This is a genomic window from Luteolibacter sp. (assembly GCF_058122085.1).
Genome location: NZ_JBIKBQ010000104.1, coordinates 1 through 14,776, shown reverse-complemented (window position 1 = coordinate 14,776; position 14,776 = coordinate 1). Strand labels below are relative to the sequence as shown.

Genomic DNA, 14,776 nt, shown 5'->3' with positions numbered 1-14,776 from the left:
CGCCGATTTGCAACACGTCGAGGACGCCGTCGTTCCACGCGCCGATCTCACGATGGTTGAAATCCGGCGGATGTTAGTTTTGTGCCGGCAGGTTCCGGATTGGCGGGCCAAGAAGGGCAAGGACTACTCCTTGCAATGCCTCCTCACCATCATGGTCATGGCCACCATCACCTCACCCCGCCGATGACCCGTGCAAAAATCCGCCGTGCCCCTCCCGGGCTGAGCGGCGTCACCGCCATTGCTGCGGGTTATGTTCACAGCCTCGCACTCAAAAGCGACGGCACGGTCATAGGATGGGGTAGAAATGATTCCGGCCAAATCACTATTCCTGCTGGACTAAACGGCGTTATCGCAATTGCCGCAGGATATGACCCCACTGGACCAACAGCAGCGCTCCTTCAACCGTCTATCGAGATGCTTGGGGCCGTTCGTTGAATCCCATTTCTTTCGTCTTGTTGGAAGCCACAACGGCGACCGCGCATTACCTGCCATCGACTCGCGACACGGATGGCGACGGCGTGCCGGATGGGTATGAGATCGAGTATTTTGGGGATCTCACACGGTCTGCCAGCTACGATGGTGATGGCGATGGAATCCAACTCTCGGCAGAATACAGCGGTGGCAGCCATCCGCTTTATGGCAATACCAGCCAAGAGGGCGGCGTGGCCTACGCGGACTCGGGATTGGTCACTTGCAATCTCGCCGGATACGCCAGCTATGTGTTGCGCAGTGTGCCGGCGGGTACGGTGAACCAGAGTGCCATTGCGCCGCCCGGCACGGTGGTCACTACCCCGAATCTCTCGACCAACACCACATTCGGCTATTGGACGCTCGACGGCGTCCAGCAACTGGATGCGTGGGGCGTGGCGCTGCCGCAGATCACCTTCACGATGGGATCGGTGAACCGGGAGGCGGTGGCGTATCTGTTCGTCGGTGACACGGATGCGGACGGCGTGGCGGATGCCTACGAGCAGTATTACTACGGCACGCTCGCCAATGGCGCGGCTTCCGACACGGACGGCGACGGGATTTCGCTGCTGGCGGAACTCAACGGCGGGACGAACCCGCTTTATGCCAATACCACTCAAGAAGGCGGCGTGGCGTGGGCGGACTCCGCGCTGGTGACGGTGAATTTGGCCGGGTATTCCCGCTACACGCTCAGCAGTGTGCCGGCGGGAACGGTGAGCCAGACGGCCATCGTGCCGGACGGCACGGCGATCACCACGACGAACATGACGCAGAGCACCTTCGGTTATTGGACGCTCGATGGCTTGCGCCAGCAAGACGCGTGGGGCGTGGCGTTGCGGCAACTCACCTTCACCGTGAATGGCGCGGATCGCGTGGCCGTGGCGAATTTGTTCGCCACCGACAGCGATGGCGACGGGATCAACGACGGCTTCGAGCAGTTCTATTTCGGCACGCTGGCCAATGGTGCCGCCACGGACACGGACGGCGATGGCGTCGGCCTGCTGGCGGAGTTCAGCGGCGGAACGAATCCGCTCTACGGCAATTTTTCCCAGGCAGGTGGCGTGGCGTGGGCGGATTCTTCCAAGGTGGTGGTCAATTTGCAGCCCTACGAACGTCTATCAAAACTGCTGATGGGCGGCACGCTGACGGATTTTTTCTCGCCCGATCCCGGCGTGGTGACGGGCATCCAGGCCGGGACCTGGTCGGCCACGGCGGTGACGGATTGGGACGGCGATGGCGACTTGGATTTGTTCGTGGCGCATGAGGGCGGGCTGCGTGTGTTCCGCAACATCGGCACGGCGCGGAATCCGAATTTCGAGGAAATCACCAGCGGGTTCGGGGGATTGGCGGCGTTCGTGACAGCCACCGACCGGCCGAGTCTCACGGGCGGCGATTGGAATGGCGGCGGCTTGGGCGATCTGGTGATCGGCGGCAATACAGGCACGCTGCGCTTGATCGCCTCGGGAGGCGCGTTCACCTCGACTGGCAGCGGAGTGGATCTGGCCGTGGGCTCGGCGAATGCCCGCCCGGCGCTCGGCGACATGAACGGCGACGGGAAGGCGGACCTGATCGTGCTGCTGGATGATGGAACCTCGAGGCTCTATCTGAACAACGGAGCGTCGATGCCGTTCGCAGGTCCGGGAGCTAACAGGTTCCTCGGTCTGGCGGCTACGGCGGGCACCAGCATCGCGACGGGCGACATCAATCAGGACGGTTTGCGCGACGTGATGCTGGCCGATTCTGACGGACGAATCTGGGAGTTTCTCAACAACGGCAGCGGTGGTTTCTCGCTTCAAAGCAAAGTCTGGGGCGGCAGCTACCCCGGTTTCGCCGCAGGCCTGACGCTGGCGGCGGTGGATCTGGAAGGCGATGGCGACCTCGATCTCATCGGCGGCCTGGCCAACGGCGGGGTGATCGCCCTGCGCGATCCGAGCGTGGGCCGGCCGACCGGGCTCATCGCCACGCCCGGCGCGAACTCGATCCAGCTCGACTGGGACGCGAACTGGCAGTCGCGCATCCGCGGCTACTACGTCTATCGGGCGTCCACGGCGACCGGTCCGTGGGCCAAGCTGGTTTCCAACTACGTGCCGCTGCCGAGCTATCTCGACACGCCGGTGAATCCCGCGGTGCTGAATTACTATCACGTCAGCGGCGTGAGTTATTTTTACCTGCCCGGCAACTCGGAGCCGCGGGTGGTGGAGAGCCTGCCCTCGGACACCGCGATCACCGCGGCGGGCAAGGTGATCCTGTCGGTGCGGCCCGCGCGTGGGAATCCGGGACAGCGGGTGAAAATCAATCTATCCATCGAAAACGCGATGGGAGTCTCCGGCTCCGGCATGCAAGTCCGGGTGGCCTACGATCCCGCCAAACTCCAGCCATGGGCGCAGGCGCAGCCCGGCGGTGAAACCGTGCTTGCCACCGGCCTGAGCCGGAACCTGACGTTCACCGACAACGGCGCGAGTGCGAGTGGCGAGCTGGTGATCAACGGCAGCGGCGGATCGCTGGAACCGGGCGCTGGCAAGATGTTCACGCTGCAATTCGAGGTGGCGGCCGGCCTGCCGAAGAAAACCACCCTCGGCGTCACGATCAGCGGAGCGACGATGCGCGACCTGAATGGCAACGCACTGGTGGTGGAAATCCTGCCGCAGGACGAGCCGGAGGTCGACGATACATTCGTGGAAGGCGACCTCAACGGCGACGGAGTGGTGACGACCGCGGACAAGGATCTGCACAAGGACCTGACCAAACCGAAGTCCCGCCCGCCCACCGCCGACGAATTGATGGCCGGCGACCTCAACGGCGACGGCAAGCTCGACTCCAAAGATCTCGTGCTGCTGATGCAACTGCTTAACTCTCTCTAACCCGCTCCCCCATGAAATCCATTTCGACACTTCTGAGAAAGTGGCTGGCACGTCTCGCGCCAGACCGTTGTCCGGGCGTCTCGCCCGGATCGGTGAAATGCGCGAGGCGAGACGCCTCCGCAACGGTCTGTCGCGAGACGCGCCAGCCACTTGCCTGCCTGAGTCTTGCTCAAGCAGCGAGAATACTGCTGCTCGCCCTCATCGCTCCAACGACCGCGCGGGCGGATTCGCGGAATTTCTCGATGCCGAGCTATCTGGCGAATCCCGGCGGTATTCTGGAAGTGCCGCTCTCGCTGGACAACGCGGCCGGGCTCGCCGCGATCCAGGTGCAGGTGAATTTCGATCCCGAAGTGCTGGAACTCCAGACGGTGACGGCGGGACCGCTGGGCGCGGCCTTCGAGCTGAGCCAAGGCAATGGCGATGGATTCGTGCAGCTCACATTCTTCCGTGGCGAGGCGCTGGCGGGTGGCGCGGGCCGGCTCGCGGTGCTGAAGTTCCGCGCCAATCCCGGAGCGGAGACGAGCCTGTTTTCCGAACTCGCGATCGCCGACCTCATGCTTTCCGACAGCACCGGCGTGATCGATCTCCGCCAGAAGGACACGCTCGTCACCACCAACGGCCAGGTCGCCGTGACCGTGCAGCAGAACATCGACAACGCGCACAACGGCCTGCCCGACTGGTGGGAAATGCAGCACGGGCTGGACCCGCTCACCGCGAACGCGGATCTCGACCCGGAGCACGACGGCCTGCCGAATCTGTTGGAGTATGCGTTCGGCGGAAACCCCGCCGTCGCCGACGCGCAGCAGCGCGGGATTCAGGCGGGACGGATCGCGGTGGGAGGAGAGAGCTTTTTGGGTGTCGGATTCTACCGGCGGCTGGGAGATGGCGCTTTGCGTTTCCGGCTGCAGGAATCGCGCGATTTGGGATTCTGGAACGACCTGAATTTGTCGCAGCAAACCATCGGCACGCCGCAGAACATGGGGGACGGCACGGAGTTCGTGAACATGCGCGGCACTCTTTCCGCCACCGGTGTGAATGCCGAGCCGCGTGGGTTCCTGCGAGTGGTGGTGGAGCGGCCGTAGTGGAGGCTCTATTTTTTCGGAGTGCGGGCGACATGCTGTCGCCCGTCTTTCCGAGAACGGCGGACAGGATGTCCGCGGCACTCAGCGTTCAGAATGAACGCGCTCCGAACTACGCGACTGCGGCGAGGCCGTTCTACCGGGTGGAGATCCTAAAACCAAGGACCCCGGTGTTGAGCTGCGACGACTTTGGGAGTTGGGGCTTGTGGGATGGGTGCGCCAGCCTTGCGGCGGCCGCGCATGGCGCTGAGATTGGGGAGTCCGGGTTGACCTAGCGTGACCGAGGCCATAATCAGGATGGGGAGTAGTGGCGAGATCTGTCGCGACGAGGAGCGGATTTTTGAGGCGCTGGGAGCCATGAAACCCTTGAAGGTAATGCCTCTGGTGGCTTTTCCAGGGACAAATCGTCACTTGCGCCCGCGGAAAATAATTGCACCGGAACGAGAATTATCGTGCCGATCCCGTTTCAACTCTTGCGGGTCACCCGCCCGCCGCCTACTCCGGTCCCCGACATGAGTGAAGCCGTCACCCCGCAGCAGCCGCAATCCACCGAAGCCGACCTGATCGCCATCCGCCGCGAGAAGCTCGCGAAACTCCGCGAACTCGGGATCGATCCGTTTGGTGCGCGCTTCGAAGTCTCGACCACGCCTGCCGATCTCCGCGCGAATTTCGCCGAAGGCCTGCAGGTGAAAGTCGCCGGCCGGATCACCGCGCTGCGCGACATGGGGAAATCCTGCTTTTTCGCGCTCTCCGACGTCCACGGCAGCATCCAAGGCTACATGAACGTGAAGGCGCTCGATGAAACCGGGGTGGCGGCCTGGAAATGCCTCGACCGTGGCGACTGGATCGGGATCGAGGGCGAGACGTTCCTCACCAAGACCGGTGAGCCGACGGTGAAGATGGATAAATTCACCGTGCTCTCCAAGTCGCTGCGTCCGATGCCCGACAAGTGGCACGGTGTGGCTGACCGCGAGATCAAATACCGCAAGCGCCACCTCGACCTGATGGGGAATCCCGACAGCGCGGCGTTGTTCGTGAAGCGCTCGTTGATGATCGCGGAAATCCGCCGCTTCCTCCAGGACCGAGGCTTCCTCGAAGTGGAAACCCCGATGCTTCAGGACGTCGCCGGTGGGGCCGCCGCCCGGCCATTCGAGACCTATCACAACGCGCTCGGCATGCCGCTCACCCTGCGGATCGCGCCCGAGCTTTTCCTCAAGCGCCTGCTCGTCGGCGGCTTCACCAAGATTTTCGAACTCAACCGCAGTTTCCGCAACGAGGGCATTTCCCGCCGTCACAATCCGGAGTTCACGATGCTTGAGGCGTATTGGGCGTTCTCGGATTTCGAGGAAATGGCGGACCTCGTCGAGGAGCTCACCTGCCACCTCGCGGAGAAATTCTGCGGCGGCCTGCAGATCGAGCACAAGGACGAGGAGGGCAACGTCACCCGCACCATCAACCTCGCCCGCCCGTGGAAACGTGAGAGCTACCACACGCTCATCAAGCTCGCCGCCGGTGCCGACTTCTTCGAGATCGACGCCGCCGGCCGCCGCGCCCGCTGCGAGGAAAAGGGCGTGCAGATTTCCGAGAACATGGAAGACCACGAAGTCATCCAGCAGGTTTTCGAAAAGCTGGTGGAAGAGAAAACCTTCGATCCGTGCTTCGTCACCCGCGTCTCCAGCGAGCTTGTCCCGCTTGCCAAGATCAGCCCCGGCGGCCAGACCGTCGAGGTTTACGAGCTCATCATCAACGGCCAGGAAATTTCCCCCGGCTACTCCGAGCTCAACGACCCCGACGTCCAGCGCCAGCGCCTCGAAGCCCAGTCCGGCGAGGAGACGCAGAAGATCGACTACGATTTCATCGAGACGCTGGAATGCGGCATGCCACCCGCCGGCGGCATCGGGATCGGCCTCGACCGGCTCTGCATGATGCTCACCGGCGCGCCGACGATCCGGGATGTGGTGTTGTTTCCACTGCTGAAGCGGAAGGATTGAGGCTTTCCTTGAAATGTCCCGCCAGTGCAAAAACTGGCTCCTCGACATCTGACAAATCATCTGACAAGTTGAGGGGTGAAAACCAACGTCAGCACGCTTTTGCGCGAATTCCCCAAAGTCCGGAGGGCCGCGATGGCTGGAGAAGAAGTGATCATCGCCACTCGGGAGGGTAACCTTCACTCGAAAGGTCGGTTGCCGGATTGCCCGTTGGCGGAACTGCTCGCTAAAATCGCAGACAATTTCCGAGTGATTCCGATCAGTCCGGGAATTGCACGGATCGCGGTCGAACTGGAGCTTGCTCATGGGGACCGATTTGATCGCGTCATTGTCGCCACCGCAAAGGTGCATGGCACTCCGCTTTTGACCCGCGACCGGGCGATCACGGACTCAGGAGTGGTGGAAATTGTCTGGTGATTCGCCTCCGCGGCTCAGTGCCATTCCTTTCTGTCTAGCACAATGCATAGGTTTTTTGTTGGTTGGCTGGTGTTTTTGGTGCGGGCCGCGAAGCAAGCGGTGAGGTTCATCGGGCCGTTTCACCGGAATTCCGTCCCGCAGGCCGGAGTGGGAGGAATCATCATGCGATGGCCGTTTTTTCCGGGGAAAAAGGAATCGACCTTTCGGCGTGTCGTTTCAGAATCCGGCCATGCCCGGTCGCGAAGATCTCAAGAACCTGTCCCTGCTCGGAAAATCCGAGAACCGCCTGCCTGCCAGCCCTGACGAGGCGGAACTCGATGTTTTCCCGAATTTGCGCCCCGGTCGCCGGTATTGGATCACCCTGAACTGCCCGGAATTCTCCTCACTCTGCCCCGTGACCGGCCAGCCCGACAGCGCGAAGATCGTGATCCGCTACGTCCCCGGCGACGTCTGCGTGGAGACGAAGAGCCTGAAATTCTACCTCGCCTCGTTCCGCAACCAGCCCGCGTTCAACGAGGAAATCGTCAACCGCGTCCTCGACGACCTCGTGGCGATCATGAAACCGCAGGAAATCATCGTCCGTGGCGAGTTCGCCCCGCGCGGCGGGATCCAGCTGACGACGGAAGCGACTTACCCGGACACTCCGCGATGAAAGTCTGCGTGTTGCTGAGCGGCGGGATGGATTCGGTCGCCGCGTTTTACGAGGTGCTCGGCACGCACGAGGTGGCCGCTTGCTTGTCCTTCGACTACGGCGCGAAGCACAACGCGCGCGAGATTCCGTTTGCGAAACTCCACGCTGATAGGGCCGGCGTTCTCCATCAGGTGATCCCGCTCGATTTCATGAACCGCCTGTTCAAATCCGACCTTCTCCAATCCGGCGGCGACATCCCGGAGGGCCATTACGCGGAAGAGTCGATGAAGCAAACCGTCGTCCCGTTCCGCAACGGCATCATGCTCGCCATCGCCACCGGCTACGCGGAAAGCATCGGCGCCGGGGGCTTGGTGATCGCCGCGCACTCGGGCGACCATGCGATCTATCCGGACTGTCGCGAGCCGTTCATGCAGGCGATGGCGACCGCGATGGGCGAGGGGACTTACGCGAAAATCCAGCTGCTGCGGCCGTTCATCGCCATGGACAAGACGGCGATCGCCCGCCGCGGCGTGGAGCTCGGTATCGACTTCTCGGAGACCTGGTCGTGTTACAAAGGCGGGGAAGTCCACTGCGGCGTCTGCGGGACTTGCGTCGAGCGGCGCGAGGCGTTTATTCTCGCCGGCCTGCCGGATCCCACGCGCTATGAGCAGACACCGACGTTGCCGACGCTCGACTGAACCACTTTTCCCATGCCCTATCGCATCTGCAAATCCCTCGAAGTGGAGAACGGCCACATGCTCACCAAGCACCCGGACAAGTGCCGGTTCCCGCATGGCCACACCCGCAAGGTCGAGTTCGTGATCGAGTCCGACGAGCTCGATGATCACGAGATGGTTTGTGATTTCAAGATCATCAAGGATGCCGTCGGCGAGTGGCTTGAAACCTTCGACCATGCCATGTGCATGAACACGGCGGATCCCGCTTACGCGGACTTCAAGGCCCGCTACGGCGAGCGGGTGATCGGTTTTGAAAACCAGGACCCGACGACCGAGTTGATGGCGCGCACGATTTTCGACCACACGGAAAATGCCCTTGCGGCGTACGCCGCGCGCACCGATACCCGCTATCCGCTCCAGCCCGGCGTCCGGCTTGTCCGCGTGCGTGTCTGGGAAACGTCCTCGTCGTGGGCGGAATACGAAAAATCTCTCTGAATCATGGCCAAACAGACATCTTCATTGCCCGACATCCAGGCGACCCCGGACACCCGCGGCATCGCGATCGACCAGGTCGGCGTTTCCGATTTGCGCTATCCGATCCAGGTCCTCGATCAGGACGGGAAGGCGTTCCCCACCGTCGCGAAAATCTCGATGTCGGTGCACCTGCCGCATCATTTCAAGGGCACCCACATGAGCCGTTTCCTGGAAGTGCTGAGCAAGCACGAGGGCGAGGTGACGATGCGCACGCTACCGGACATCCTCCACGATTTGAAAAAGCGCCTTGATGCCGAGGAAGCGCACATCGAGGTGGCGTTCACTTATTTTGTCACTAAAAAGGCTCCCGTCTCCGGTTCGCCCGCCAAGGTCGGTTGCGACTGTGTTTTCAAAGGAACCTCTAATGGAACAGTCGATGATTTCGTCCTTTGCGTCACCGTCCCCGTCACCACGCTGTGCCCGTGCAGCAAGGAAATCAGCGAATACGGCGCGCACAACCAGCGCGGCTACGTCACGCTGGAAGTCCGCCCGATGGCGAAAAAAGGCGGCTGGGAGCTGATCCTCATCGAGGACCTCATCGAGGTCGCCGAGAAGTCCGGTTCCGCTCCGGTTTACGCCCTGCTCAAGCGCACCGACGAGCGCTTCGTCACGATGCAGGCTTATGACAATCCGGTGTTCGTCGAGGACGTCGTTCGGAATGCCGCCGCCCTGCTGCGCGCCGACAAGCGGGTTTCCTCCTTCACCGTCAAGGCGGTGAACCACGAGAGTATCCACGACCACAACGCCTTCGCGACGATCATCGGTCACGCCGCCGACTAACCCGCCCGCTTCGCATGTCGAAGATCATTCCGCCGGAAATCCTGTTGGAGGCCTATGCGCAAGGCGTGTTCCCGATGGCGGAGGACGGCGAGATCCTATGGTTTTCGCCCGAGCGCCGCGGCCTGATCCCGCTGGACGAGCGGTTCCACATCCCGCACGGGCTGGCCAAAAGCCTGAAGCGCAAGCCGTTCGAAGTCCGCTGGGACACCGCGTTCCGCGAGGTCATGCTCGGCTGCGCGGCACGCGAGGAAACGTGGATCGACGAGGTGATCCTCGATAGCTACTGCGCGCTCCACGCCGCCGGCCACGCCCATTCGGTCGAGTGCTGGGATGCGGACGGCTTGCAAGGCGGGCTCTACGGCGTCGCGCTGCCCGGCGTTTTTTTCGGCGAAAGCATGTTTTCGCTCAAGACGGACGCGTCGAAAATCGCGCTGGTCGCCCTCGTGGAACGTTTGAGGGAAAAGGAATTCAGCTTGTTGGACACGCAATGGATGACCAGCCACCTCCGCCAGTTCGGCGGCTACGAACTCTCGCGGAAGGCTTACCTCGCAGTGCTCCGAAAGGCCCTCGATTGACGGATTTATCTCTGGTCTTGCATCTTGCTCCCTGAATCCTGAATCTTCCGACCTCCACCATGCAGCTCCTCGAATTCGAAAAACCCGCCGCCGAACTCGAACGCGAACTCGAGAAACTTCGCACCAAGTCCGCGTCCCAGAACATCGACCTGTCGGACGAAATCTCCATCATGGAGACGAAACTTGCCGAAACGCGGGTCGGGATTTACAAAAACCTAACCCCGTGGCAGCGAGTCCAGATCGCCCGTCACACGAACCGTCCGTTCATGCTCGACTACGTCTCCCTCGCTTTCACGGATTTCTGCGAACTCCACGGGGATCGCCACATCGGCGACGACGCGTCGATGCCCGGCGGATTCGCGCGCATCGGCGGTAAGCGCGTGGTCATTATCGGCCACCAGAAGGGCCGCGACACCAAGGAAAACCTCAAGCGCAACTTCGGCAGCGCCCATCCCGAAGGCTACCGCAAAGCCCTGCGTCTGATGAAAACCGCCGAAAAATTCGGCCTGCCGGTCATCACCATGATCGACACGCCGGGCGCCTTTCCCGGGATCGGCGCGGAAGAACGCAACATCGCCGAAGCCATCGCTTTCAACCTCCGCGAAATGATGCTGCTCAAGGTGCCGGTCATCGCCATCGTCCTCGGCGAGGGCGGCTCGGGCGGGGCTCTCGGCATCGGCGTCGCCGACCGGGTGATCATGATGGAGAACGCTTACTACTCGGTCATCAGTCCGGAAGGATGCGCGGCGATTCTTTGGAAACACCGCAAGCACGCTCCCGAGGCCGCTGAAGCCATGAAATTGGTCGCGCCCGATCTCATGAAACTTGGCCTCATCGATGACGTGATCGCCGAGCCCACCGGCGGCGCCCACCACGACCACCAAGCCACGGCCGAAGCCTTCCGCGACAAGGTTCTTTCCCACATCGAGGAGCTGTCAAAACTCTCCACCGAGCAGCTCCTCAACGAGCGCTACACGAAATTCCGCAATTTCGGCGAGTGGCAGGGGAAATAAGCATTTTTTTTAAAACCAAAACATACAACCAAAACAACCAATACCATCATGTCCAACAAACCCCTCAACATCGGTCTGGTCGGAGGAGGCAAGGGTGCCTTCATCGTGAATCCCCATCAGAAAGCCATTCACATGGACGGCACCCGCCGGATCGTCGCAGGTGCGCTTTTCCCTGATCCCGCGATCGCGCTCGAGGAAGCCGCCAACTGGGCCTATCCGATCAAGGGCTATGCGTCCTACGACGAAATGATCGCCGCCAACGCGAGCTTGCCCGACGACGAGAAGCTCGACTACATCCTCATCGTCACGCCTAACTTCGTCCACTTCGATCCAGCGATGAAGGCGATGAAGGCCGGCATCGCGGTGTTCTGTGAGAAGCCGCTTTGCCTCAACCTCACTGAAGCGGACGAGTTGGTGAAAACCTCCCGCGAACTTGGTGTGCCCTTCGCTGTGGCCCACACCTACCTCGGCCACTGGACCACCCGCTTCAGCCGCTACATTGTCGAGAGTGGATTGTTAGGCGACGTCCGCTGGGTGGACAGTTACTACATTCAAGGCTGGCTCGCTTCCAAGCTGGAAGCCACCGGCCAACAGCAGGCCAGCTGGCGCGTCGATCCCAAACGTGCGGGCGGCTCCGGCTGCGGCGGCGATATCGGCACCCACGCCCTCATGCAGTTGCGCTACGTCACCGGCCTCGAAATCACCGAGGTTTCCGCACAAATGGAAACCTTCGTCGAAGGGCGCGCGCTCGACGACCACTTCACCATCTACTGCAAGCTCAGCAATGGCGGCAAGGCGTTGGTCCGCGCCTCGCAGATTTGCATCGGTCACAAGAACGATCTCGGCATCGATGTTTCCGGCACCAAAGGCACCTTGCGTTGGCGCCAGGAGGATCCCGAGCGTCTGACCGTGCATCTGCCCAACCAACCGGACCGGGTCTATTGGCGCGGTGCGGTCACCGCGGGCGACGGCTTCCTGCCGGACGACATCCCTGCCGATCTGATGGCGGAGCCGACGATTCCCGCCGGCCATCCGGAGGCGTTTCACGACGCCTTCGCCCGTCTCCACCGCTGCTTCGAAGCAGACGTCAGGAAATGGAAAGCCGGTGAGAAATTCGCCACCGACGGAAGCAAATACGCCACCGTTGACGACGGATGGATGGGTCTCGCCTTCATCGAAACATGCATCAAGAGCAATGAGAATGACGGCGCGTGGGTCGCCATGCCGAAGTCCGTCTGATCGCACGCATCCGGCGACGCGGCCTGGCGTCGCCGGATGTCAGTTTGATTCGCCGAGCGAAGCCAGGTGGCAGCCCAAGCGCCAGCCGAAAAAATCCGCTGCCACACCGACACGGATCCTGCCGCGTCGCCTCTCATCACCTCCTCCCGCAGCTCCTGCGTGATAGACGGCCACCGCGAACTCCCGCGCCAACACCCCTGCGGAAATCGCCGCCGGGGTGCTCGAGATTTGCAGAATCATCCGCGAAAAGACGCCGGGCGCCCGTCTCATCGTGATGGCCGTATTTCCGCGCGCCGAGTCTTTAGGAAATCCAAAGCTCCAGGAATATTGCGGCGCTTGATCGACGGCTCGCGTTGGCCCTGGCCAGCCAAGCGGGCACCACGTTTCTCGACCTGACTGCGGACATGCTCGGCAAGGAGTGGTCGAGCGCGACTCGACCTGTGCGGCCTACCGGAAATCCGGCGACGTGCGCCGGGCTCGGGATTCCATCCGCCAGCACGCCTGCGGAGGACTCAAGGTGGCGGATGGATGTGGTTCATCATCTGCCGATCGCCCGCAGGACTTTGGGAAATCATTTCACAGAGCGCGTGGGCCATTCGCCGTGGCCTTTATTTGAACCACTCGGCGAGGGGCAACCTGAGATAGAGCATCGACCCTTTTCCCTCGTATGGAACTCCGAGGTGACGGGGACTCGCGACTGCAAGGCAGGAGTGGCCAAAGCACGGGCGTGAATCACAGAGCCGGGCGTCGGAGTCCGGCCAAGTGAGCGCCTGGTCGCGCGAGATTTTCACCGTCTGTGATGACCGATTTTTTCGCGGGAACCTCACGGCTACCCAACCAGCGCTGCACTCCCTACAACCCGGGCTCATCCGCGGGTCCGTCCGTAATTCAGACCGGCCCGACTCCTCAAGACAGCGTTGCCGCCTCATTGCTGCTTCAAGGCGGGTTCAATGTCAACAGCACCTCCGAAGACGCTTGGATCGCCGTGTTGTCCGGCTTGCGCCAAGCGGACATTGAGACTCAGGCGGGAACCGATGGCGGGGTGCCCGGACGCTCGGCGATGCCCCGAGTGCGCCGACCCACCGGCAAAAATATCGACACTCAAGTGATCGCAAGCAGAGAGCAGCGCTGGGAGGGATACCGTTCCCTCAGCGATGCGGAAATCGCCACCCTAGCCAAGGAAATCACCAAGGAAGTGCGCATTCGCGGACCGTTCCTCTCTCTGGCGGATTTCATCAACCGGGGAATCGGCGCGGAATCTGACACCCTCAACTTGAAAGGAGCGCTTCAGGCTGCCATCGACAGGACCGCCGTCAATCAAGCGGCGGACAACGACGGCATCGCGTTGACAATCGCCCAACTTGGCAGCCGCGGCTTTCGTGGCTTTCATCGGTGTCATTTCGCTCCGCGCGATGGCGGACGACACTCCCGGAACGGAAATTTCCTTCCGCACCCTGTGTTTCGAACACCGCAACAACGCGACTGCCGTGCTGGCATCCGGAGGTGACGGCGCGAAAATCCCGGTGCCGCTTTACACCAGTGACTTCTCCGATGCCTCAAACAGGCCTTGGTTTTGATTCCAACCGATGGCGAAGACGACATCATTTACCGGATCGTCGCTTTTGAAGACGGCGAGGATGCCTTCCCGATGGGTTCCACCCGCGTCCTGAACTTTTCACCGTTTCCAATCCGACTCAATCTGGCGGGATCCGTGCTTCCGCCAATCAAACCCGGCGGCCAACCGTAGATGCTTTGCTGTGCAGCCGACAGGGCGTCACTCGGTCCGGAAGGCTTTCTCCCAGTCCGGTTGCTTGAAGCCGAGGAGCACCTTGTCCTTGCCGATGAGAAACGGCCGCTTCACCAGATTGCCGTTTTGCGAAAGCAGATCGCAGGCCTCGCTCTGGCTCATCGCCGGCAAACGGTTCTTGAGGCCGAGCGCGCGGTAGTCCATGCCGGACGTGTTGAAAATTTTCCGCAGATCGCCGCCCAAGGCTTTGAGCGCCACCGCCAGCTCGGCAGGGGTGGGCGGGGTTTCACGGATCGCCTTCGCATGATGGAGGATGCCGCGGGCGTCGAGCCATTTGAGCGCGTCGCGGCAGGTGCTGCATTTCTGGTAAACATACACGGTAGGCATGACGCGAGCGTGGCATCCGCTCTCGATCCGCACAAGGCTGCTCGCTCACTGATGAAATCCCAACTGCTCGCAAACATCCGCGCCGAAGGCATTCAGACACCCACGCCAATGCTCCCACCGGATTTCACGAGGAAGAGGATTTTTTTCCGTTAAAACGTTAAAATGGATTGGTGCTGGTTGATCGGGCGATGTTCCGACATCGCCTGTTTGGAATTGAATTCAAATTGTGCGATTCGCGGCAACTCGAGATCGACAACAACTGGATCGAGAACGGCATCCGCCCCACCGCCATCGGCAAAAAGAACTGGCTCTTCATCGGCGGCGAGGCCACCGGCCAGCGCAGCGCCATCATCTACACCCTCATCGAGTGCGCCCGCCGT

General features: G+C 61.7%; 16 protein-coding genes. 15 read left to right on the top strand and 1 reads right to left on the bottom strand.

All coding sequences use genetic code 11. The features are described from left to right. From AC4DF4_RS14730 to AC4DF4_RS14665, 14 genes are all read left to right on the top strand, one after another. A partial coding sequence (locus AC4DF4_RS14730; protein WP_490048869.1) for a hypothetical protein occupies window positions 1-187 on the top strand: 187 nt, incomplete at its 5' end. Beyond that, window positions 136-435: a hypothetical protein gene (locus tag AC4DF4_RS14725; protein ID WP_490048868.1), complete on the top strand. Its 300-nt coding sequence runs from the start codon at window positions 136-138 to the stop codon at window positions 433-435. The genes AC4DF4_RS14730 and AC4DF4_RS14725, both read left to right, overlap by 52 nt. A gap of 17 nt (window positions 436-452) precedes the next feature. Beyond that, complete coding sequence (locus tag AC4DF4_RS14720) at window positions 453-3,329, top strand: FG-GAP-like repeat-containing protein (RefSeq protein WP_490048867.1); 2,877 nt, start codon at window positions 453-455, stop codon at window positions 3,327-3,329. An 11-nt stretch (window positions 3,330-3,340) separates the two neighbouring features. Further along, entirely contained in the window at window positions 3,341-4,411 is a 1,071-nt protein-coding gene (locus AC4DF4_RS14715; RefSeq protein WP_490048866.1) for a cohesin domain-containing protein, read from the top strand. A gap of 449 nt (window positions 4,412-4,860) precedes the next feature. Then, window positions 4,861-6,399: a lysine--tRNA ligase gene (lysS, locus tag AC4DF4_RS14710; protein ID WP_490048865.1), complete on the top strand. Its 1,539-nt coding sequence runs from the start codon at window positions 4,861-4,863 to the stop codon at window positions 6,397-6,399. Window positions 6,400-6,474: 75 nt separating this feature from the next. Beyond that, window positions 6,475-6,813 carry a type II toxin-antitoxin system VapC family toxin gene (locus AC4DF4_RS14705; protein ID WP_490048864.1) on the top strand — a complete coding sequence of 113 codons (339 nt, stop codon included), beginning with the start codon at window positions 6,475-6,477 and terminating at the stop codon, window positions 6,811-6,813. A gap of 229 nt (window positions 6,814-7,042) precedes the next feature. Continuing rightward, complete coding sequence (gene queF / locus AC4DF4_RS14700; protein ID WP_490048863.1) at window positions 7,043-7,465, top strand: preQ(1) synthase; 423 nt, start codon at window positions 7,043-7,045, stop codon at window positions 7,463-7,465. Further along, window positions 7,462-8,142 carry a 7-cyano-7-deazaguanine synthase QueC gene (queC, locus tag AC4DF4_RS14695; protein ID WP_490048862.1) on the top strand — a complete coding sequence of 227 codons (681 nt, stop codon included), beginning with the start codon at window positions 7,462-7,464 and terminating at the stop codon, window positions 8,140-8,142. The genes queF and queC overlap by 4 nt, the downstream gene beginning before the upstream one ends. Window positions 8,143-8,154: 12 nt before the next feature. Further along, window positions 8,155-8,616, top strand: coding sequence for a 6-pyruvoyl trahydropterin synthase family protein (locus AC4DF4_RS14690; protein ID WP_490048861.1), 462 nt, complete (start codon window positions 8,155-8,157; stop codon window positions 8,614-8,616). 24 nt (window positions 8,617-8,640) lie between these two features. Next, complete coding sequence (gene folE2, locus AC4DF4_RS14685) at window positions 8,641-9,435, top strand: GTP cyclohydrolase FolE2 (RefSeq protein WP_490048870.1); 795 nt, start codon at window positions 8,641-8,643, stop codon at window positions 9,433-9,435. A gap of 14 nt (window positions 9,436-9,449) precedes the next feature. Next, entirely contained in the window at window positions 9,450-10,010 is a 561-nt protein-coding gene (gene aat / locus AC4DF4_RS14680; protein ID WP_490048860.1) for a leucyl/phenylalanyl-tRNA--protein transferase, read from the top strand. Window positions 10,011-10,069: 59 nt separating this feature from the next. Continuing rightward, on the top strand, window positions 10,070-11,023 hold the full coding sequence (locus AC4DF4_RS14675; RefSeq protein WP_490048859.1) for an acetyl-CoA carboxylase carboxyltransferase subunit alpha: 954 nt from the start codon (window positions 10,070-10,072) through the stop codon (window positions 11,021-11,023). A gap of 48 nt (window positions 11,024-11,071) precedes the next feature. After that, a complete protein-coding gene (locus AC4DF4_RS14670; protein WP_490048858.1) occupies window positions 11,072-12,262 on the top strand; it encodes a Gfo/Idh/MocA family protein in 1,191 nt (396 codons plus the stop codon). Between the two features lie 988 nt (window positions 12,263-13,250). After that, window positions 13,251-13,769 carry a hypothetical protein gene (locus tag AC4DF4_RS14665; protein ID WP_490048857.1) on the top strand — a complete coding sequence of 173 codons (519 nt, stop codon included), beginning with the start codon at window positions 13,251-13,253 and terminating at the stop codon, window positions 13,767-13,769. A 267-nt stretch (window positions 13,770-14,036) separates the two neighbouring features. On the opposite strand, the gene AC4DF4_RS14660 is transcribed toward AC4DF4_RS14665, so the two are convergent. After that, window positions 14,037-14,396 carry an arsenate reductase family protein gene (locus AC4DF4_RS14660; RefSeq protein WP_490048856.1) on the bottom strand — a complete coding sequence of 120 codons (360 nt, stop codon included), beginning with the start codon at window positions 14,394-14,396 and terminating at the stop codon, window positions 14,037-14,039. Window positions 14,397-14,584: 188 nt separating this feature from the next. Here AC4DF4_RS14660 and AC4DF4_RS14655 point away from each other — a divergent pair. Then, window positions 14,585-14,776 (top strand): IS66 family transposase (locus AC4DF4_RS14655; protein ID WP_490048855.1); only part of this gene is annotated, 192 nt, incomplete at its 3' end.